The organism is Ligilactobacillus salivarius DSM 20555 = ATCC 11741, from assembly GCF_001435955.1.
In the GTDB taxonomy this organism is placed as follows: Bacteria; Bacillota; Bacilli; order Lactobacillales; family Lactobacillaceae; genus Ligilactobacillus; species Ligilactobacillus salivarius.
On record NZ_AYYT01000004.1, the window covers coordinates 66,335 to 86,403 of the forward strand.

Sequence of the window (20,069 nt, forward strand, 5' to 3'; positions counted from 1 at the left end):
TAACTTTTACTACTTACAAGGTATCACTTTTACCTTCTTCTGTCTCTACGTCTGCTTAAATGTTCATCTTCAATACTTGAAGTTTTTTCATAGTAAGAAGAATCAAACTTAGGTGCAGCCTTTTTTTCGCGACTAGTATATGCAATTTTTGCATCAATTCTAAACGGTTCATTATCTTCCATCGCTGTAGAGCGTCCCGCTATCATAAATGGGCCACCTGTTAATACAACAGTTGCTAAATAAATATGATATTTCTTAGCTGCTTCACTAGCTGGCATTAAGCCAATTGTTTTGACTGTTCCTAATTGGTAACTTTCAATTTGATTAATACCACCATAAATAACTAATTTACCTTCTACATTTTTCAATTCAAAATATGGTAATGCTTGTGGTGTCTCGCCTAAAGCATATCTAACTTTTCCATCGCTTTTTATTTCTTTAAAGATGGTATTCTTACTCTTTCCATCATAGTCAAGATGAAGGTAATTAATCTTCTTCAAACTGTCAGCAACAATTTGAATATTAGCTAACTCCGCTTCAGAAGTTGTTATTTCTGCCGGTAAGAAATCTTGATTTTCATCAAAAATACCATTAGTTTGCACAAATCCTGCTTGTCTCATTCTAGCAACTTTTTTGCGAGCTTCTTCTTCAGGATCCTTAGGCTTAATTCCTAAAGCATTTTCGATTTTAGGAGAAATATCCCACTTAGCTTTCTTTTCTGTAAACCAATATATTGCATTAAGATAAGTAAAATATAACAACACTAGGAATGCTAAAATAAAAAGAAGTCCTCTTCCGATGAAGCCATTCGCAAAGAAACGCCATGCTACATATAAAAGATAGAAATTGCCTATACCACCTACTACAGTGTAGACTCTATTTTTTATCTTAACATTCATGTTGATATATCCTATCCAGGTATTTATCAACCCTAAAATACTAAACAATCATCTCACCTCTTTTTACTGATTATTATTCGTTGTTGTTCCGCCAGTTGTGTTATTGTTAGTTGTTGTATTTCCTGTCGTATTATTACTATCAGTAGTTGTATCATTACTGTTAGTATTATTATTTGTCGTTGTTCCACCAGTTGTATTATCAGTGGTTTTAGTAGAACTTGAATAAGATTTATTATTGCCATTTGTATTGCCATCATCAGTAGTAGAGTTAGTATCTTGATTTTGATCATTTTCACTATTATCATATGAACTACTATCATGTTTCTTGTCATCACTTTGACTTGATGACATCTTAGAATTATCTTGTTCTGAATTTGAACTAAAACTTGAAGAAACTGTTGACGTAGACACACTTTCTACCTTAGGCTTCCCTTCAGAAGTTCCAGTCGCAGTGTTAACTGCCACGTTAGTTGCGCCTAAAGCTAATACCGCCGATAAAATTGCAAATGGTGTGATAAACGGTGGTGTACGATATGCCATTTTTCTTCCTCCTATCTATACTTTCACTTTCTTACCTATATTACTACATACGTCCAAAAGAATACATGAATTTTTTATGATGAAGTTTTAAAGATTTACTAAGAGTTTTTACGACATTTGTCGCATACACCATATACTTCAAATCTATGTCCGTCAATTTGATATCCAGGAAGTTGAGTCTGTAATAAATCATCTAGAGGACAAAGATTAATTTCTTCAACCTTTCCACATTTCTCACAGATAAAATGATGATGATGCAAGTTTCCAAAATCACATTGATATTTTACACAAGCTCCTGATGGTTTTTCTTGTGTTTCAATGATTCCTAAATTATCAAAATCTTTTATATTACGATAGATTGTATTATGACTCATTCCTGGAAAAAGAGTATGCATATATTTATCCACCTGGGTAATATCCACATAACGGTGCTGATAATTACTCAAATATTCCAGTAAAGCTTGTCGTTGTTTGGTTATTTTTAAATTATGCTCTTTTAAAATACTAATTGCTTCCTTAACCAAAGTCATTCACCATCTCTCTAAATAGTAATCTTTACTTTCTAATTTATACTAACATCAATCATTTTAAAATGCTAATTTATTATTTTTTCTAATTTTTCAATTCCTATTTTATCGGCTTTTATTGCTAAAATCGATTACTAAAATTAATTTTTCTATTAACATTGACATTATACTCTAATAATTGCTATTATTGTCACTATATTAATAATGAATGGAGTGATTTAATGGGGATTTTAAATCGCATTCTAAGAAAAGAAAGTCTCGAACGTTACTTAGATTCCGACAATCACCTTGAACGTATTATCGGAACTAAAGATTTGATTGCCATGGGGATTGGTGTTGTTATTGGGACAGGTATTTTTATCCTTCCAGGAACTGTTGCCGCAACACATAGTGGTCCTGCGATTACTATTTCTTTCATCCTGGCTGCAATTGTTTGTTCTACTTCAGCTTTATGTTATGCAGAATTCTCATCTGCTTTACCAGTTGCCGGAAGTGCTTATTCATTCGGTAATGTTATCTTCGGTGAACTCATAGGTTGGATTTTAGGTTGGGCTTTAATTCTTGAATATATGTTAGCTGTCGCTGCTGTTGCAACTGGGTGGGCTTCATACTTCAACTCTTTTATTGCTGGTTTTGGAATTCATATTCCTAAAGCAGTCAGTGGTCCTTTTAATCCAGCTCAAGGTACTTACGTTAATTTAACTGCTATTTTAATTGTATTGTTTATTTCTTTCTTGTTAAGTAGGGGTGTGCAAGCATCTATTCGTCTTAACAACATTATGGTTTATCTAAAAATTGCAATTATTTTATTATTTGTCATCGTTGGTGCCTTTTTTGTGAAACCTGCTAATTGGAATCCATATATGCCATTTGGAATCAAAGGTGTCTTCACTGGTGCCTCAACAGTTTTCTTTGCTTATTTAGGATTTGATGTTATTGCTTCATCAGCTGCTGAAGTTAAAAATCCCAAGCGTTCAATGCCAGCTGGTATCTTAGGAACTTTATCAATCACTACTGTCCTATATATTGCTGTAGCAGCTGTTTTAACTGGAATGGTCAAGTATACAAAACTTGATGTTGGAAATCCTGTATCATACGCTATGCAACTAGCTCACCAAGATTGGTTTGCCGGTATCATCGCCTTAGGTGCTTTGATCGGTATGTTTACTATGATCCTTTCAACTACATTCTCATCTTCTCGCCTAATTTACTCAATTGGTCGCGATGGTTTACTACCTGCTTCTTTAAGTAAATTAGATGAAAAGACACATACACCTAAAGTTGCTCTATATGCTGTAACAGTTGTTATAGCTTTAACTAGTGGGTTTGTTTCTTTAGACCAATTAGCTAACTTAGTTAATATTGGAACTTTAGTTGCTTTTACTGTTGTTTCTCTAGGTGTTATTCCTTTACGTCGTCGTAAAGATATTGATAACAGCAAAGGATTCAAAGTTCCATTTTATCCTGTACTTCCTATTGTTTCTGTTGTTTTATGTTTAATCATGCTATCTCAACTTTCATTAGAAACATGGGTTGCTTCCGGTATTTGGTTCTTAATTGGTTTAATTATCTACTTCAGTTACGGTATTAAGCACAGTAAGCTTTCCGGAAATAAATAATTTAATATAACCCAAAAAGGTGCTAGTAATTAGTTAATTAATACTAATCGCTAGCACCTTGTTAATTGCAATTTTTCTATAATTAAAAAGGAATTACGTCATTATTCGCGTAATTCCTTTTTTATTTAATCTTCTTATTTAGAATAGTTAGGAGCTTCTTTAGTAATTTGTACATCATGTGGATGTGATTCAACTAAACCAGCACCTGTAATTTGTACAAATTGAGCTTCATTTGTAAGTGTTGCTAAATCAGGAGCACCACAGTAACCCATACCTGCACGAAGTCCACCGTCCATTTGGTATACAATATCTGCTACGCTACCTTTGTATGCAACACGTCCTTCAATACCTTCTGGAACAAGTTTGTTAGCTTCGTTAACACCACTTTGGAAGTAACGGTCAGAAGAACCATGTGTAGAATCCATAGCACCCAAACTACCCATTCCACGATATGTCTTAAAGCGACGTCCTTGATAAATTTCTGTTTCACCAGGTGCTTCGTCTGTACCAGCTAACATTGAACCTAGCATTACAGCATTACCACCAGCAGCAATTGCCTTTACAATGTCACCAGAGTACTTAATACCACCATCAGCGATGATTGTCTTACCGTATTCACGAGCAACACCTGCAGCATCATAAATTGCAGTAATTTGAGGAACACCTACACCAGCTACAACACGTGTTGTACAAATAGAACCTGGTCCAATACCTACTTTAACTACATCAACACCAGCATCATATAATGCCTTTGTTGCTTCTGCAGTTGCAACATTACCAGCAATCAAAGTTGCTTCTGGGAAATGTTCACGAATTTCTTTAATCTTACGTAATACACCAGCTGAATGTCCATGAGCTGTATCAATAACTAATGCGTCTGCACCTGCATTTAAAAGAGCTTCTGCACGTTCAAAAGTATCACTTGTAACCCCAACAGCTGCAGCTACTAACAAACGTCCGTGTTCATCTTTAGCAGCATGTGGAAATTCTACTACCTTTTCAATATCTTTGATTGTAATTAATCCAGTTAATTGACCTTCTTCATTAACCATTGGTAATTTTTCAATCTTATATTGTTGTAAAATTTCTTCTGCTTTTTCTAAAGATGTACCTTCTGGAGCAGTAATTAAGTTTTCCTTAGTCATTACATCGTCGATTTTAACTTTGCTATCAGTAACAAAACGTAAATCACGGTTTGTAATGATACCACAGAATTTACGGTTTTCAGCATTTTCAACGATTGGAACACCACTAATACGATATTTGTGCATAAGTGCTTCTGCTTCAAAAACCTTATTATCAGGAGTCAAGAAGAATGGATCAATAATAACACCTGATTCAGAACGTTTTACTTTACGAACTTCATCAGCTTGACGTTCAATTGTCATATTCTTATGAATAACACCTAATCCACCTTGACGAGCCATTGCGATTGCCATTGCAGATTCTGTAACTGTATCCATTCCCGCACTAATGATAGGGATATTTAATTTGATGTTTTTCGCAAGTTGAACACTTAAATCAACTTCATTAGGTAAGACATGGCTTTCAGCCGGAATTAATAGTACGTCATCGAATGTATATCCTTTTTTAACAAATTTAGTATCCCATTTGGACATTGTTAGAACTCTCCTTTACGTAATTGTTAATATGTTGTCTTACAGAATACAAAATATTTCAAGAAAAAGCAAGTATTCTTAGTTAATTTTTAAATTCTTAATCTTATTCTTATTTTTAAGGTTAAAATTCGTTTTTTAGCTATCTTATTTACGAACAATTAATATATTATTCAGTAAATAACAAATCATACATTTTAGTTTCTAATGGGTGTTGCAACTCTATGTTCATTCCTACTGCTGTCTTTTTCCCAACGATTTCTTCACGAACACTATCTGATACAATCTTACCTTCTCCCAAATAATAGAAACCTTTTCCATCGGCATCGCTACGCTTTACAAAAAGATGTAGTTTTATTTTATAATTTCCCATTTTATCTTTTGCTAAAAGTCGTTGAACCTCATCTGAATCTATATGTCGAGGAGATCTGGTATACCATCTCAAACTTTTACCATTTTGTAAATCATTACGATATTTAGCATTTCTCTTATCTTCAGAATCTTTCTTATAGGTTATAAAAATTGGACATTCTTTTTCACCTACACGATATCCATACATTGGTGCACTGACGTCTTTTTCCCAATTTAATAAGCGGCATACATCTTTACGAGTGTATTTTTTATAGAATGTAAACTGCTTTTTATGTTGATATTCTTTATTCAATAATAATCCCGTTTGAATAACATCTTGCCATAACTGATAGAATTTAGGATTATTCAAACTTGTTTTAATTTGATCATTAAGTTGATAATCTAACAAATTGACCTTTTCTACGATAGGAATTCCACCATACTGTTCAGCTTTAGTTGTCTTTCCAGCCTTCACATCAAAGAAAGATAAGTTCAAAATATTTTCAACAGAATTCATTAATTCCATATTGAAGTAAATTTGTTTTTCTTGTAATTCTTGCTCATAATCAGATAAACTGCATACTTTATTTTTAGTCAATAGATCTAATAATATGAGTTCGTGAGGTCTCATTCCATTCAATAATTCTTTGGTTATAAAAGCTAAAACTTGTTCTTGATACAAAGTTAACTCAGAATCTTCTCCCATTTTTTGCAAGAAAATATCATAGTTATCAAGATTTCCGTTATTAGCAAAAACAATTGGAGAAACTGATCCAAATCTATAAAAATCTTGTAGCAAAGGCACTTTACCAAGTTTATTTTTCAAATCTTGATAAGCTGTTCTCATTTCCTTCATTGAATCTAACTTCACTTTATCCAATGATTGCAAAATCTTTTCTTGAGCAATTTCCGTAAAATTAATCGTTGAAACATCAATTACTGGTGGGACCCTTAACTCCGCTTTAGCTTCGTCAATACTGCGACTATTATCTTGAGTTAAAGCAATTGGAATCAAATAATTATTTTTATAATTACCAATAAAATCTAGTACTGTTACGAAATCTTTTCCTGGATATTTTCTTAATCCACGCCCTAATTGTTGAATAAATACAATACTTGATTGTGTATTTCGTAACATCACAACTTGATTGACACAAGGAATATCGATACCTTCATTAAACAAATTAACGGTAATAATATATTCTATTTTCCCTTCCTCTAATTCTCTAACTACTGCTCTTCTACGTTCATTACTATCTTGATTAGTTAGAGCTTTAGCTTGATGTCCTGCATCTGTAAAAGCCTGAGCCAATTCTAATGCCTCATCTTGACGACTACAGAAAACCAAGCCATGAACTTTTAGTCCAGAGTAACCATAATAATCTAATTGATCCAAAATATATTTCACACGCTTAGGGGCTGTTAAATAGCGTAGATTTGTTGTTTCATCTACTGTAATACCATCTTCTTCATAATCTTGAACCCCAATATAGTGAAATGGACTGAGCATTTTATTTTCTAAAGCATCACGCAATCTAATTTCGTAAGCTAAATTATAATCAAATAAGGCATATACATCCTGATTATCCATCCTTTCAGGTGTCGCCGTCATTCCCAACCAAAAATCTGGTTTAAAATAATGCATGATTTTTTGATAAGATGGCGCTGCTGAACGATGTGCCTCATCAATCAAAATATAATCGAAATAATTACTTGGTAATTGGTCTAATATTTTATCTTGACTTACTGTTTGAATGGTAGAAAAAATATACTTTGCTTGAGTATCTTGCCTATCACCACTTAACATTCCATACAATCTCTCACTTCCACCGATTACCTTCTTAAAACTTTCCATCGCTTTTTTAGCAATTTGTTCCCTATGAACTACAAATAAAAATCGTTTAGGCTGGTATTCCTTAACCGCGAATGCTCCTAAATAAGTCTTACCAGTCCCAGTAGCAGACACAACTAAAGCCTTACTCTTCTTTTCAGCAACTATTTTTTCTAGCTCTTTTAAAGCAGCCATCTGCATCTTATTAGGAACTATCTCACTTTTGGCTTTGTTATTAATAGACTTTTCTGTTACTCGTAAATTTTGCCAAACTTCTTTATAATTATCTATCCAAGCTTGTGTCAGTACTTGGGAATTTTCTATAATTCGCTCTAACTCTGAATGGGTTTGCTGATATAGACTACCATTTTCCGTTGAAGTTAGTTTTATCGCCCATTCATAATTACTTAACATCGCAGCTCTAGTAAAATTAGCGCTGCCAACAATCATCGTATAATAATCTGAATGTTCAAACATGTATCCTTTCGCATGAAAGCCAGATTCTTCGGCAAGATAAACATCTACATTCTTTAACTTTAGCAATTCAGTAAATACTTTGGGTTGATTAAAATTAAGATACGTACTTGTAACGATCTTGCCCCTTATCCCTTTTTTATCTAAATCTGCCAAAACAACTTTCAAAGGAGTTAACATATCCAAAGTTATAAAGGCTACCGACCAAATAAAACTTTTACATGTTTTTAATTCTTGTTTCAGACTTGTCCAAATATGTTGATCATTAGCATTGACTAACATTTTAGGAGTTAATAATTCATGCCCGGAATAATCAGCAGCATACAAGCCGTTAAGCATCGCTTCCTTCAATGTTTCGTTATCCATTATCTACTTCTCATCCTTTGCATTTTTATTCTAAATATAATTCTTGCAATCTTTCAATTTTAGCTTTTGTCATTCCCAATTTTTCTTCCAAAAATCTCGCAACAGATCCACTTACTACTCGACACGCTTTAGGTAAAACTTCGATTGTTTCAGCGATAACTGCTGTTTTACTGTTTAATCTCTGTGCTATTTCTGTTTGCGATTCACTTTCTAACGCATCATTTATTGTTTCAGAAGAATAATTATCAAAAAATAGATTGGTATATAAGTAATCTTCCACAATTTGTTTTTCACTCACACCTAATGCACTCAAAATTAAAAATGCAGCTACTCCTGTTCTATCTTTTCCAGCTGTGCAATGGAAAACCACACTTTCTCCCTCTTTATCATTTTCCAATAAGACATTGAACATTTTACGATAAGCAGCTTGTGCATGAGGATCTAACAACATTTGAAGATAAGTTTGTCTTCCAAAATCCATATTGCTAGCTCCTAATCGCATATTGTTGATGATTCCTAAATTTTTAAACAAGCTAAAAGAAAATGGGTACACAGTATCTTGGAAATATTGTGCTTTATCTGGATACTTATCTGGCGAATAATTAGATTCTTCGGGTGAGCGCAAATCAATAATATAGCGAACTCCATATTGATCTAGATAATCTACATCATTCTTGGTTAGTTGTGCCATACTTCCACAACGTAATAGTTTGTGCCATTTAATTTTTCTACCATCCTCGGTTAAATAACCGCCCAATTCTCTAAAATTTATACCTTCTTCTAATTCTAACATTCTATGTTCCATAATTAATTTCACCTACAATTCAAAAAAACTAGGTCTACCTTAATTATAATAGACCTAGCTTTTATTACTCAAAATATATTACTTCTTCATTTCGCAAACTTCGACCCAATCAACATAATTTCTATTGAATTCGGTAACTTTAACTTTCAAGCCACCAAGTTCAACTTCAGTTCCCAACTGAATCTTGTAGTTATCTTGTAAATATCCTGCCAATGTTACGCTTTCTGATTCTAAGAAATCTTTTTCTTGGAATCCAAAATAACGCTCAAAGTCGTATAAAGTTGTCTTACCTGAGACTTTATATGTCCCATTGTGATTATCAATAATATCATCTGGTAAAACATCATCAGCTTCATCTAAAACTGTTCCGAAAACTTCTTCATAAATATCTCTGTCAGTTACAATCCCACTAGTTCCACCATATTCGTCTAATACCACAACCATTGGAACTCGTTTTCTTGTCATTTGTCGTAACAAACCTTGTAATTCTGTAGTTTCAGGAACAGAAATAATTGTTCTCAATAACTTAGAAATCTTGATCGTATCATCTACACGTGATTGACGAATCAAATCATAAATATAGACATAACCTAAAATCTTATCTTTATCATTATTGGCTACTACCGGATAACGTGAGTGTTTTTCTTGAAGATATTTATTCAAAACATCTTTTACAGTAGCAGTAATATCTACCACTTCAACACTTGTTCGATCAATCATAACATCTTTAGCAACTTTGTCATTAAATTCAAATGCACGTCGCATATATAGATAGTCTTCTTTGTCTATCGAACCACCAGTAACTGCATTCTTTGATAAATTTAAGATTTCATTTTCTGACAATACATCTGTGTCTTCTCCAGCTGGTTTTAATCCCATCGCTTTAACTATACCGTTAGCAGAAGCATTTAATAACCACACAAATGGATAGAATAGAATATGGAAGTAATGTAGTGGGCGAACCACAAACATCATCACTTTCATCGGCATATCAATACTTATGTTCTTAGGTACAATTTCAGTTAAAACAACTTCTAAATATGTAAGTAAAACAACACCTAAAACTGCACTAATTGCCATAATAGTTGTGTGATTTAACGGTGTAAAACCAAAAAAGTCAGCAAAAATTTGCGATAAGGTATCTGCTCCAAGCCAACCTAAGATGATTCCTGTCAATGAAACACCTACCTGAGTTGTAGATAGATATTCGTTCATGTTATCGACCATCTTCAAAGCCATTTCGAGCTTTTTCTTGTTACCTTCTCCATCCTCTAACATACTCTCAATTTGACTTTTACGTACTGAAACAATTGCAAATTCAGCTGCCACAAAGAAAGCAGCAAAGAAAAATACAATTACTACAACGATTAAATTGCTAACCGCCTGACCACTAGACAAAATGCATTCCCCATTTCTCAAAATATTGATGTCTTAATTAACACCTTTTAATTTCATCTACTGATTTTTTAATTCTTATATGCTCTATCATAGCATTTTTTACGTAAAATTACCTTATACTTAGATTAATTATTTGTATCTTCTTCAGAAATTTCTGCACTTTCAATTACTGCAATTTTTTTGGCAATATTTCCTGCAATCTTTGCTTCATAATTTTCTGGATTTGCGAGAAATTCATCGACACTTCCTAAGGTGTCTATCCTGAATCCTGATGCATTCAATTTAGGTGATTCAACTATTAAATTCACTACTACTGGTACCTTTTCTTCCAATCCATTAAAGAAATTATCAACCTTATCAATATTGCTATATGGTAAATTAATTATTCCGGATTCTAATCTAACAAAAACTGGGCCATCTGCATAATCAATAACTAACTCAATTTGAGTTAATTTATTATCTTTAATAGAACTTTCAAATTTATCAATCACCGGTACCATAACATCAGCTACTCCCATGCTGTCTACGTCTGAGGCTCTAGCTGTGATTGTCTCCTTGTGATAATCCTCGTTTTCAATCGCAGTAATGAAATTTCCTACTTCGATTTCCATTTAGTTCACGTCCTTAAAAATTATTCTAAGATATAATCTACTATAACTGGTTATACATTATCAATATTTTTTGTAAAAATTTAGTTTTTTATTCTCTTTTATCTTTTCCTCATAATTTGCAAAATATTCAGGTATATCTGCCTTTAACTCTAATTCTCTCATTGAAAATGGCAATGTTAATTTCTGTTTGTAGCCATGTAACATCATATGTTTTTCTTTACTTACATGATTATATAGAACATCTCCTACAATAGGATGTCCCATTGCCGACAGATGTACGCGTAATTGATGCGTTCTTCCTGTTTCCAATCTTAAATAAACTGCTGAATTATTTCCAAATTCTTTAATTACTTGATAATGTGTTCTAGCTGGTAGTGCGCCTATGCCGTCTACTTTTCGCTTACGCTTATCATTTTCATCCTTACCAATTGGTAGATCAATAACTCCTTCTTTTTGATCAAAGATTCCTTCTGTTATAGCTAAATAGGCACGCTTGATTGTGTGCGTACTAATCAAACGAGTCAATATTGGTACCACAACTGGATTCTTAGCCACTATCATCGCCCCACTGGTCAACATATCTAAACGATGTACCATATAAGGATGCTCATCTCTTGCATCCAAGTACCCAGCAATATAATTCATCAAAGTTCCTGTTTCATATGGTTGATTGGGGTGACTCTTGATTCCTTGAGGCTTATTTACTACTAATAAATCATCATTTTCAAAAATAATCGGAATTTTTCTACCTTTATCTACAATATAATTTGAGGTAGCTGTCCTAAATTCATCACCTTCAAAGATTAATTCAATCTTTTGATTTCCTTGAACAATTGTATTCATCGGATAATATTTACCATCAATTTTTACATTTTCCCTAATTCTTAAAAAATGGATAAATTTCCGTGGAAGTAACCACTTTTCAGACAATAAAGCTCGTAATGAAATTCCACTAAATTCAGCATTGACTATTCTTTCAAATTTATATTTACTCATCATTTCCCTCATTTCTAATCCGAGCTAATTATAATAATTTTCGTGAAACATGGCAAAATAAAAAGTAGCCTTACCCAATTATGAAACTGTATCATAACCAAATAATTCTACTTCATTATTTTTTATCTCAATATATCAATTAAATTCTTATTGGCTGCCTGTCTAGCTGGTAATATACCGAAAATCAAACCAACAGCACTAGAAACTCCAAACGCTAATAAGAAGGCATTTAGCGTAACATGTGCTTTGATTTTAATTCCTCCACCTAGGCTTAGCAATGGTGCCAGTAGATGTGATAAGCCTGCACCTAAAACAAAACCAATTAGACCACCAGTTACAGTCAGAACCATCGCTTCAATTAAAAATTGTAACATAATGTTAGTTGGAGTTGCCCCTACCGCTAATCGGATACCAATCTCTTGAGTTCGTTCTGAAACTGAAATATACATCATATTCATAACGCCGATTCCAGCGATGAACAAAGAAATTGCCGCAATTAAACTGATAAATCCTGTTATCATATTAATTTGTGAAGAAAATGCCTTTAGTTCTTTTTCCATATCGTAATATGTATATGTTCCTTTATTCATGGCACTTCCATTTTTTTCAAGATACTTAGCAATCTTTTTAGATACCTTGCTTGCCGGAGCATCTTGAGGGAATGTTAATTTAATTACATCACCTTCATTGGCATTTTGACCATCGTAGTATAACTTATATGGAACAACAACATCAGTTCCTTTTGCACTTAATGTCCCATATTGATCATATTTACTTCCGCCACCATAAACACCAATAATACGATAAGTTGTCTCATTAGATGAAATTGAAGTTCCAACTGCATTTTGAGCAGTTCCAAATTCTTTTTTTGCCAAGGATTCCTTTATCATCGCTACTGGCTCTTTCATCTGTAAGTCTTGTTTAGTAATCTCTCTACCAGCTATTAAGTCAATCGACTTTTCAGGTTTCTTTTCTAAATTAATACTTACAGATTTTTCCTCATCGCCAATAGTCATCTTAGAATTGATTAATGAATCATGTTCTATCTTCACATCTTTAAATTCTGAACCAAATTCCGTCTTAATATTAGCAATATCTTCTTCAGTAAAGCCATGTACTGTCGATCCCATGTCTACTGAAGAATATCCAATTTCTGTCGTTTGTTGTCCTTGTTTAGAATTACCAAACTTATCATACATTGTCTTTTTAACACCATCACCCATGCCCAGAATTGTAATAACGGCAGCAATCCCGATCATTATACCGATAATTGTTAAAAAGCTTCTTTTCCGATTAGTTTTCAAAGATTGAAAGGCTGTTCTCAATAACTCTATAAACTTCATTATATCTCATTCCTTTCATCTTTTATCATGTGACCATCAAGAATTGTTACTACCCTTTCACATTGCTCAGCAACGTGTGGATCGTGTGTAACTAAAATAATAGTTGTATGACTTTCTCGATTAAGTTCCTTAAATAAATTCATAATTTCTTGGCTAGTTTGTGTATCCAAAGCCCCAGTTGGTTCGTCAGCAATTAAGAATTTAGGATTCGTAGCTATTGCTCGTGCTATCGAAACACGCTGTTGCTGCCCACCAGACATATTTTTAGGCAATTTATTTTCATAACCAGCCAGACCTACTTTACTCAAAACTTCGCTAACTCTTTCCTTAATCTCCGCACGTTTCTTACCAGCATACAATAATGGTAAAGCCACATTTTCTGCCACACTAACGTCTCTTAATAACTTAAAATTTTGAAAAACAAACCCTACATTTTCGTTCCGAAGTTTTGAAAAATCTTTTCTATCATAATCATGAATTGGTTCATCATTATAATAATAAGTCCCCTCAAACTTATCATCTAAAAAACCAATAATATTTATCAAAGTAGATTTCCCTGAGCCAGATTCACCAATAATTGCTACCAATTCTCCTGCATCGATATTTAGATTAATATCATGTAACACATGAAATTGAGAATCGCCTTGTTGGTAGTATTTATTAATATTTTCTAGCCTAATCATTATTTTCTACCTGCTCATTATTTTTTAGGTCTTTATCTGGATTAGTAACTATCTTATCGCTATCTACAAGGCCTTGATCTACAATAAAATAGCTATTAACTTCTTTACCTGACACTTTAGTTGCTTGGGCTTTTCCAGCTTTATTTACAACGTATACTTTTCCATCTCTTACAGCAGCTTTAGGAATTTTTATCCCCTTTTGTACTACTGACATTTTGACTGTCTGACCTAACATAAATTTCTTAGCATCTACTTTAGCATTTAAATCATATTTAGTATTATTGCCCTTGCTATCTTTTGTTGGCACTTCTGACAAATATGATATTTGTGTTTCTTGAACCTTATTAGTAGCAACTGCCTTAACTTGAATATTTCCACCTAATTTAACCTTGCTATAGTCATATTCTGAAATTTGTGCTGAAACTTGTCTATCATCCGAATATAAAGTAACAACTGGCTGATTCTGTTTAGATGTATCTACTTCAACATATCCAGCATATGGAGCTGTTAATGTTTGATTGACTTTACTAGATAAAGTATTTAATTTATTTTTCGCAGCATTCACACTTGCTTGGGCATCGGCATAAGCATTTTGTGCTTCTGTTAATTGTCCTTGTAACTCACTATATCCATCATTACCTGATCCCACACTGCTCATTTGCTTCTTAATATTATTAATACTTTGTTGTTGGGAGTTCATCGCTCTTTGAGATTTATCAATTTCACCTTGAACTTCCACAACCGAATCTTGCTTATCTGCATTGTGTGTAGTTAGGATAGCTTGTCCTTGCTCAACATGTTCACCATTCTTAACATTAATGCTTTGGATATCACCACTAGGAGTATCTAAAATTTCCTTTTGAACTGGCTCAACACTTCCTGTTAACGTAAAGCTAGTTTGTTGTGACACTTTAGCAACGCGATATTTTGAATCTTCACTTAAATTTTTATCTGAAATTGCAGAATGTACAGCTACTCCAGCTACCAATAATACTACAACTCCACCAACTATTACCCAGCGTTTTTTCCCTGTAAATTTATTTCGTAAACTTCTTTTTTTCTTCATCTTCTATCCTCCAAATTATTTCCCTAGATCAATTATGTTCTTCACTATATATCACTAATCATCTTCATTGGTTAATTACTTACATAACTAACTATACACATAACAAAGACTTAACGCAAGTATTTCTTAAAAAATTCCAATAAAAAAATGGCATGCCTATTAATAGACACGCCATTTAAAAAATAATTATTCTGCTTCCATTGCTAGTAAGAAGCAACCTGTAATTCCAGCATCATCGCCTAATTCTACATGAACGATATAGTCATCTAAATCAGGTGTTGGAACATAATCATTCATTTGCTTTTTAAATGATTCTCTTATCATTGGGAATAATTGTTCTTGCTTAGAAACACCACCACCAAAAATAATTTTTTCTGGTGATAAAGTTAAAGTTAGATCTACACATGCTTGTGCTAAGTAATATGCTACAATTTCCCAAGCCTTATCATCTTTAGGAATATCATAAGCCTTAACACCACCTTGTCTTGCTTCAATTGCAGGACCAGCAGCTAAACCTTCTAAACAGTCATGATGGAATGGACACTTTCCTTCGTACTTATCTTCGGGATGACGACGCATAATGATATGTCCAATTTCTGGATGTCCGTATCCTTCGATAACTTTACCATTGATAACAACACCGCCACCGATACCTGTTCCAACAGTTAAGTAAACACAACTATCTTTACCTAAAGCTGCACCTTTTTTCAATTCACCGTAAGCAGCTCCATTAACATCCGTTGTCCATGCATAAGGTACGTCAAATCTCTTCTTCATTTCACCTAAGAAATCATAGTTCTTCCAGCCTGGCTTAGGTGTATTGGTTATATAACCATATGTACTAGATTTGCGATTAACATCAATTGGTCCAAAAGAAGCAATTCCAATGGCTTGAACTTCATGCTTTTCAAAGAACTTGAAAACATCGCTCATTGTTTCTTCTGGTACTGTTGTAGGAATTGAAACCCTTTCTACTATATTTAAATTTTCATCAGCCACTGCACAAACAAACTTTGTTCCACCGGCTTCAATTGCTCCGTATAATTTAGTCAATTTATCTCACCTCTATTAATTGGTAAACGTTTTCCTCTATAACAACTATTATTTTATAACATATCATTTAAAAGGTAAAGAAAAATATGCTAAACGTTTGACATATAATATAAATTATTTTCAAGTAGATAATTACCTTTATTATTCTGATAATGTGCTATAATACTTTTTTGAAATAAGGATGCAAAATCGCCGGGTTTTGCCACAATATCTAAACTACAAGTGAACTGACAGGCGGCAGATTTTCTGCATAGGTTTGCTTATACGGAGGGTAATTATGCAAAATACTGTTTATTCAGTAAGACGTGAAGTTTCCGGTTATATCGTGAAAAATATCTTCGCATCTTTAGGAATATCATTATACGTTTTGGTTGATACTTTATTTATAGCTCTTGCAGCTGGTTCAATCGGTCTTGCAACTTTAAATATTGTATTGCCGATTTTCAATCTTTTTAACTCTTTAGGGTTGCTTTTAGGTGTTGGTGGTGCCGCTATTTTTTCTTTAAATAAGGTTCGTCACCCTGAAAGAATTGAAGGACTTTACAGTGAACTCATCATTTTTTGTGTGGGATTAGGAATTCTCTTTGCAATAATTGGAAATCTTTTTCCTCATCAAATTTTGACTTTAATGGGTGCTAATCAACAAACCATCAATATGGCAACCACTTATTTTCGTATTGTTTCCTGTGGTGCTCCATTGTTTATGGCAAATTATGTTACTATTAACTTTGTTAGAAATGATGGCAACCCCTCGCTAACAATGCGGGCTGCTTTAACACAAACAGCTTTTGTAATATTCATGGATTGGCTTTTAATTTTTGGGTTAAATTTAAAAATGGAAGGTGCTGCTTTAGCAACTATTTTTTCTCCTTTAACTAGTCTAACGGTTTTAAGTAGACATCGCCATTTTGCACAACGACAATTAAAACTTTTTAAAACCAAAGTCCATCTCAAAACGGTCCTAAAAGCTGCTCGATTAGGTATTCCATCTTTCTTGAATGAAATGAGTACTGGAGTTAGCATTTTTGTTTTCAACTTAGTACTTCTAAAGTTAGGTGGAAATTATGCGATTGCTGCTTATGGAGTTATTGCTAATATTGGGATTGTTTTCTTAGCAATCTTCAACGGTGTTGCCTTAGGGGTACAACCTATTGCTAGTCGCGAGTATGGTAAACACTTATACCAAAACGTAAAAATTGCTTTAAAAATTGGATTGCTTGTTACTTTTTCAATAGCTATAATCAGTTATTTCTTACTTCTTATTTTTAAAGCTCCTATTGTCGATATTTTCAACGCTGAACACGAAGCTCAACTTGTTGCTTATGCAGTTAAAGGTATTCCTATTTACTTTATTAGTATCTTTTTTAGTTGTCTAAACCTTGTTTTAATGCTATTTTTAGCAGCTATTAACGATGCTAGAGGTGCCTTTTTCTTGTCGATTTTACGTGGATACATCATCCTATTGCCATCAATTATTATTTTTGCTTACTTTGGTGGCATAGCTGGTGTCTGGGCAAGTGTTCCATTTACCGAATTTATCGTAGCAAGCTTAGGTATATATCTAACTAATAGAAAAATTTCTACTATGCAAATAAGAAAGGAATCTTTATTGTGAAAATCAAACGTTTAGATCACATCGTATTAACAGTATCAGATTTAGCTCAGGCTGAACGCTTCTATCATGAAGTATTTGACATGCCAGTCATTAAGGATCAAACTACCGAAGATGTAATTACACTTCGTTGTGGACATCAACTTATTCGTCTACGTAAAGCTGATAAAGATAGTGACTTGCGTGCTAATAATCAAACAATTGGTGCAGCTGATATTTGTATCGTCTCTGGAGATAAAATGTCTGATATTGAAAACCATCTTAAGAGTTATTTTGTAAATATCGTTGCTGGCCCTATGACAAAAATGGGATCTGAAGGCGAAATGACATCGATTTATCTACGTGATTACGATCAAAATTTGATTGAAATTTCAACTTATAAATAATCTAAAAAATCTCAAGCTGATATTTTGGATACCAGTTTGAGATTTTATTTTTTATACAATTGTCAATTCTAGACACAGGACCAATTTCCTAATTTATGCAAATCCTATTTAGCCCATAAGAAACCTATCAATGCTTTATCAACCCCTTTGCTTTCATGCAATTTACTATGTTGTCCATATTTTCCACTTATTTTTAATTCTTGATATGACTTCTCACGACTATTTAATAAGTATTTTAAAGATTTTGATGAATTATTGCTTACCCTTCCATCTGACTTATCACCTATGTCTCCATAGATGTTTAGGACATCAATTTGATTCTTAGGATAACTCTCTCTAATTGCCAATAATTTCTTATAACTCTGCCTAAAGATATTTGGCTTACCATTTTTTTCCAATTTACTTTCACCTAATTTGTCATCCATTCCCAAAATACCATTAAAGTGACCAGCAATATCTACTTGCTTTTGAATTTGAGGTAAATTCTTATCTCCACCATAGTTCAGCAAGTAAAACATAATTGACATATTTCCCATCGAATGTCCCACTACATTAAACTTTTTTATGCCGTATTTCTTTTGTAGGGCTACTACTACATTTTTCATCCATTTAGCATCTTCGTTATAATTTGCGTTCTTATTATCTTGATAATTCACTTCAACAATTGGATTTTTTGCGTTCTTTTTCATACTTCCTATTAATTCAACTTCACCCTTAGCCGAAACATCAGCTCTGATGATTGTATTAGTTACACCTTTATTTTTAGCATAATTTGCTATTTGTCGTTCCGCACGATAACTACTCCCCCAACCATGGAAGAATAAAGTAGGAACATTTGAATTAATATAATTATTCTGAGCAGCTTGTACTCGATAAAGTCTTACTCCACAAAATACTATTAATAAAACAGCTAGTAAAACTAACCATACAGATTTATTTTTTCGTAACACCCCACATCACCTCAAAGCCTATTATAAAGCTTAGAGCTTACTTCAAGGCAAGAAAAAAAGCACATGGAAATTCCATGTACTCTCTAACTATTATTTCAACAATGAAGCTGCTTCTTCATCAATAATTACTACAACATCAGGGTGATTTTGTAGTACACTTGCTGGAACTTCAGGTGTTACTGGTCCTTCAATCATTGCCTTAACAGCTTCAGCTTTGTTCTTACCAAATGCTTCTAATAAAATTGTGTCAGATTTCATTATTGTTCCAATTCCCATTGAATATGCGTATTTTGGAACATCTTCTTCATTGTCAAAGAAACGTGAATTTGCATTAATAGTTGATTGTGTCAAAGCCACTTTATGAGTCTTACCATCAAATGATGATCCTGGTTCATTAAAACCAATATGACCATTACGTCCAATTCCTAAAAGTTGTAATCCAACATGATATTCTTCTAACAACTTATCATAGCGCTCACATTCTTGATCAGCATCTTCAGCCATTCCATTTGGTAAAAATGATTTTGCAAATGGCTTAGCATTGAATAAATGTTCCTTCATGAAATAAGCGTAACTTTGTTCATCTTCTGGTTTTAATCCTACATATTCATCTAAATTTACAGAGATACTATTAGAAAAATCAATATCACTTTTTACTAATTCATCGTATGTTGTTTCTGGAGTACTACCTGTAGCTAAGCCGAATACTTTGACCCCATTATCTAAAGCTTCTTTAAATACTTTTAATGCTTCTTTTCCGCCTTCTACTTGATCTTTAACTTTGATTACTTTCATAATAAATACTCCCTCTTCCGTTTTGGTCTATACCAATTATACAACTAATATTTCTATTTGTAAACTCTTGCATTCATGGTCTATACCATTTATTATTAAGTTGTTACTTAAGTTAATAGAAGTGCGAGTTTATCGCTATTATTTAAAA

The 20,069-nt window shown here is 33.2% G+C and carries 18 protein-coding genes; 3 read left to right on the forward strand and 15 right to left on the reverse strand.

Annotated elements, in window-relative coordinates; genetic code table 11:
- Positions 1-29: 29 nt before the first annotated feature.
- From FC55_RS03575 to FC55_RS03585, 3 genes are all read right to left on the reverse strand, one after another.
- Positions 30-947 carry a DUF6681 family protein gene (locus tag FC55_RS03575; protein ID WP_035150203.1) on the reverse strand — a complete coding sequence of 306 codons (918 nt, stop codon included), beginning with the start codon at positions 945-947 and terminating at the stop codon, positions 30-32.
- A 15-nt stretch (positions 948-962) separates the two neighbouring features.
- Positions 963-1,439 (reverse strand): hypothetical protein, encoded by a 477-nt coding sequence (locus tag FC55_RS03580; RefSeq protein ID WP_003701278.1) that lies wholly within the window; start codon positions 1,437-1,439, stop codon positions 963-965.
- Positions 1,440-1,537: 98 nt separating this feature from the next.
- Positions 1,538-1,969, reverse strand: coding sequence for a Fur family transcriptional regulator (locus FC55_RS03585; RefSeq protein ID WP_003701276.1), 432 nt, complete (start codon positions 1,967-1,969; stop codon positions 1,538-1,540).
- A gap of 218 nt (positions 1,970-2,187) precedes the next feature.
- On the opposite strand from FC55_RS03585, the gene FC55_RS03590 reads away from it, so the two are divergent.
- Complete coding sequence (locus tag FC55_RS03590; protein WP_003701275.1) at positions 2,188-3,585, forward strand: APC family permease; 1,398 nt, start codon at positions 2,188-2,190, stop codon at positions 3,583-3,585.
- 134 nt (positions 3,586-3,719) lie between these two features.
- Here the strand turns inward: FC55_RS03590 and guaB are convergent, their stop codons facing one another.
- From guaB to FC55_RS03640, 10 genes are all read right to left on the reverse strand, one after another.
- Complete coding sequence (gene guaB, locus FC55_RS03595) at positions 3,720-5,204, reverse strand: IMP dehydrogenase (RefSeq protein ID WP_003701273.1); 1,485 nt, start codon at positions 5,202-5,204, stop codon at positions 3,720-3,722.
- Positions 5,205-5,370: 166 nt separating this feature from the next.
- Positions 5,371-8,223, reverse strand: a complete 2,853-nt coding sequence (locus FC55_RS03600) for a DUF3427 domain-containing protein (RefSeq protein WP_003701272.1) — start codon at positions 8,221-8,223, stop codon at positions 5,371-5,373.
- A gap of 25 nt (positions 8,224-8,248) precedes the next feature.
- The gene (locus FC55_RS03605) at positions 8,249-9,028 is read right to left on the reverse strand and encodes a tyrosine-protein phosphatase (protein ID WP_003701271.1); all 780 of its coding nucleotides are present in this window, start codon (positions 9,026-9,028) and stop codon (positions 8,249-8,251) included.
- Positions 9,029-9,106: 78 nt separating this feature from the next.
- Positions 9,107-10,426: a hemolysin family protein gene (locus FC55_RS03610; protein WP_003701269.1), complete on the reverse strand. Its 1,320-nt coding sequence runs from the start codon at positions 10,424-10,426 to the stop codon at positions 9,107-9,109.
- Positions 10,427-10,551: 125 nt separating this feature from the next.
- Complete coding sequence (locus FC55_RS03615) at positions 10,552-11,037, reverse strand: hypothetical protein (protein ID WP_003701268.1); 486 nt, start codon at positions 11,035-11,037, stop codon at positions 10,552-10,554.
- Between the two features lie 60 nt (positions 11,038-11,097).
- The gene (locus FC55_RS03620; protein WP_035150198.1) at positions 11,098-12,033 is read right to left on the reverse strand and encodes an RluA family pseudouridine synthase; all 936 of its coding nucleotides are present in this window, start codon (positions 12,031-12,033) and stop codon (positions 11,098-11,100) included.
- A gap of 122 nt (positions 12,034-12,155) precedes the next feature.
- On the reverse strand, positions 12,156-13,376 hold the full coding sequence (locus tag FC55_RS03625; RefSeq protein ID WP_003701264.1) for an ABC transporter permease: 1,221 nt from the start codon (positions 13,374-13,376) through the stop codon (positions 12,156-12,158).
- Complete coding sequence (locus FC55_RS03630) at positions 13,376-14,059, reverse strand: ABC transporter ATP-binding protein (protein WP_003701262.1); 684 nt, start codon at positions 14,057-14,059, stop codon at positions 13,376-13,378. The genes FC55_RS03625 and FC55_RS03630 overlap by 1 nt, the downstream gene beginning before the upstream one ends.
- Positions 14,052-15,125 carry an efflux RND transporter periplasmic adaptor subunit gene (locus FC55_RS03635; RefSeq protein WP_003701261.1) on the reverse strand — a complete coding sequence of 358 codons (1,074 nt, stop codon included), beginning with the start codon at positions 15,123-15,125 and terminating at the stop codon, positions 14,052-14,054. Before FC55_RS03635 ends, FC55_RS03630 begins: the two co-directional genes overlap by 8 nt.
- Positions 15,126-15,311: 186 nt before the next feature.
- Positions 15,312-16,178 (reverse strand): ROK family protein, encoded by an 867-nt coding sequence (locus FC55_RS03640; RefSeq protein WP_003701260.1) that lies wholly within the window; start codon positions 16,176-16,178, stop codon positions 15,312-15,314.
- Positions 16,179-16,455: 277 nt separating this feature from the next.
- Here FC55_RS03640 and FC55_RS03645 point away from each other — a divergent pair, with 277 nt between their 5' ends.
- Complete coding sequence (locus FC55_RS03645) at positions 16,456-17,793, forward strand: MATE family efflux transporter (RefSeq protein WP_003701258.1); 1,338 nt, start codon at positions 16,456-16,458, stop codon at positions 17,791-17,793.
- Positions 17,790-18,176, forward strand: a complete 387-nt coding sequence (locus FC55_RS03650) for a VOC family protein (RefSeq protein ID WP_003701256.1) — start codon at positions 17,790-17,792, stop codon at positions 18,174-18,176. The genes FC55_RS03645 and FC55_RS03650 overlap by 4 nt, the downstream gene beginning before the upstream one ends.
- A 104-nt stretch (positions 18,177-18,280) precedes the next feature.
- Here the strand turns inward: FC55_RS03650 and FC55_RS03655 are convergent, their stop codons facing one another.
- Together FC55_RS03655 and nagB are read right to left on the reverse strand one after the other, a co-directional pair.
- Positions 18,281-19,126 (reverse strand): alpha/beta hydrolase, encoded by an 846-nt coding sequence (locus FC55_RS03655; protein WP_003701255.1) that lies wholly within the window; start codon positions 19,124-19,126, stop codon positions 18,281-18,283.
- 90 nt (positions 19,127-19,216) lie between these two features.
- Positions 19,217-19,921: a glucosamine-6-phosphate deaminase gene (nagB, locus tag FC55_RS03660; protein ID WP_003701253.1), complete on the reverse strand. Its 705-nt coding sequence runs from the start codon at positions 19,919-19,921 to the stop codon at positions 19,217-19,219.
- Positions 19,922-20,069 lie beyond the last annotated feature (148 nt).

Bases quoted from the DNA above. Each gene is read 5' to 3' on its own strand.
- FC55_RS03585 (WP_003701276.1), bottom strand. From the start codon at position 1,969: ATGACTTTGGTTAAGGAAGCAATTAGTATTTTAAAAGAGCATAATTTA.
- FC55_RS03580 (WP_003701278.1), bottom strand. From the start codon at position 1,439: ATGGCATATCGTACACCACCGTTTATCACACCATTTGCAATTTTATCG.
- FC55_RS03620 (WP_035150198.1), bottom strand. From the start codon at position 12,033: ATGAGTAAATATAAATTTGAAAGAATAGTCAATGCTGAATTTAGTGGA.
- FC55_RS03605 (WP_003701271.1), bottom strand. From the start codon at position 9,028: ATGGAACATAGAATGTTAGAATTAGAAGAAGGTATAAATTTTAGAGAA.
- FC55_RS03635 (WP_003701261.1), bottom strand. From the start codon at position 15,125: ATGAAGAAAAAAAGAAGTTTACGAAATAAATTTACAGGGAAAAAACGC.
- nagB (WP_003701253.1), bottom strand. From the start codon at position 19,921: ATGAAAGTAATCAAAGTTAAAGATCAAGTAGAAGGCGGAAAAGAAGCA.
- FC55_RS03615 (WP_003701268.1), bottom strand. From the start codon at position 11,037: ATGGAAATCGAAGTAGGAAATTTCATTACTGCGATTGAAAACGAGGAT.
- FC55_RS03630 (WP_003701262.1), bottom strand. From the start codon at position 14,059: ATGATTAGGCTAGAAAATATTAATAAATACTACCAACAAGGCGATTCT.
- FC55_RS03600 (WP_003701272.1), bottom strand. From the start codon at position 8,223: ATGGATAACGAAACATTGAAGGAAGCGATGCTTAACGGCTTGTATGCT.
- FC55_RS03625 (WP_003701264.1), bottom strand. From the start codon at position 13,376: ATGAAGTTTATAGAGTTATTGAGAACAGCCTTTCAATCTTTGAAAACT.
- FC55_RS03645 (WP_003701258.1), top strand. From the start codon at position 16,456: ATGCAAAATACTGTTTATTCAGTAAGACGTGAAGTTTCCGGTTATATC.
- FC55_RS03590 (WP_003701275.1), top strand. From the start codon at position 2,188: ATGGGGATTTTAAATCGCATTCTAAGAAAAGAAAGTCTCGAACGTTAC.
- guaB (WP_003701273.1), bottom strand. From the start codon at position 5,204: ATGTCCAAATGGGATACTAAATTTGTTAAAAAAGGATATACATTCGAT.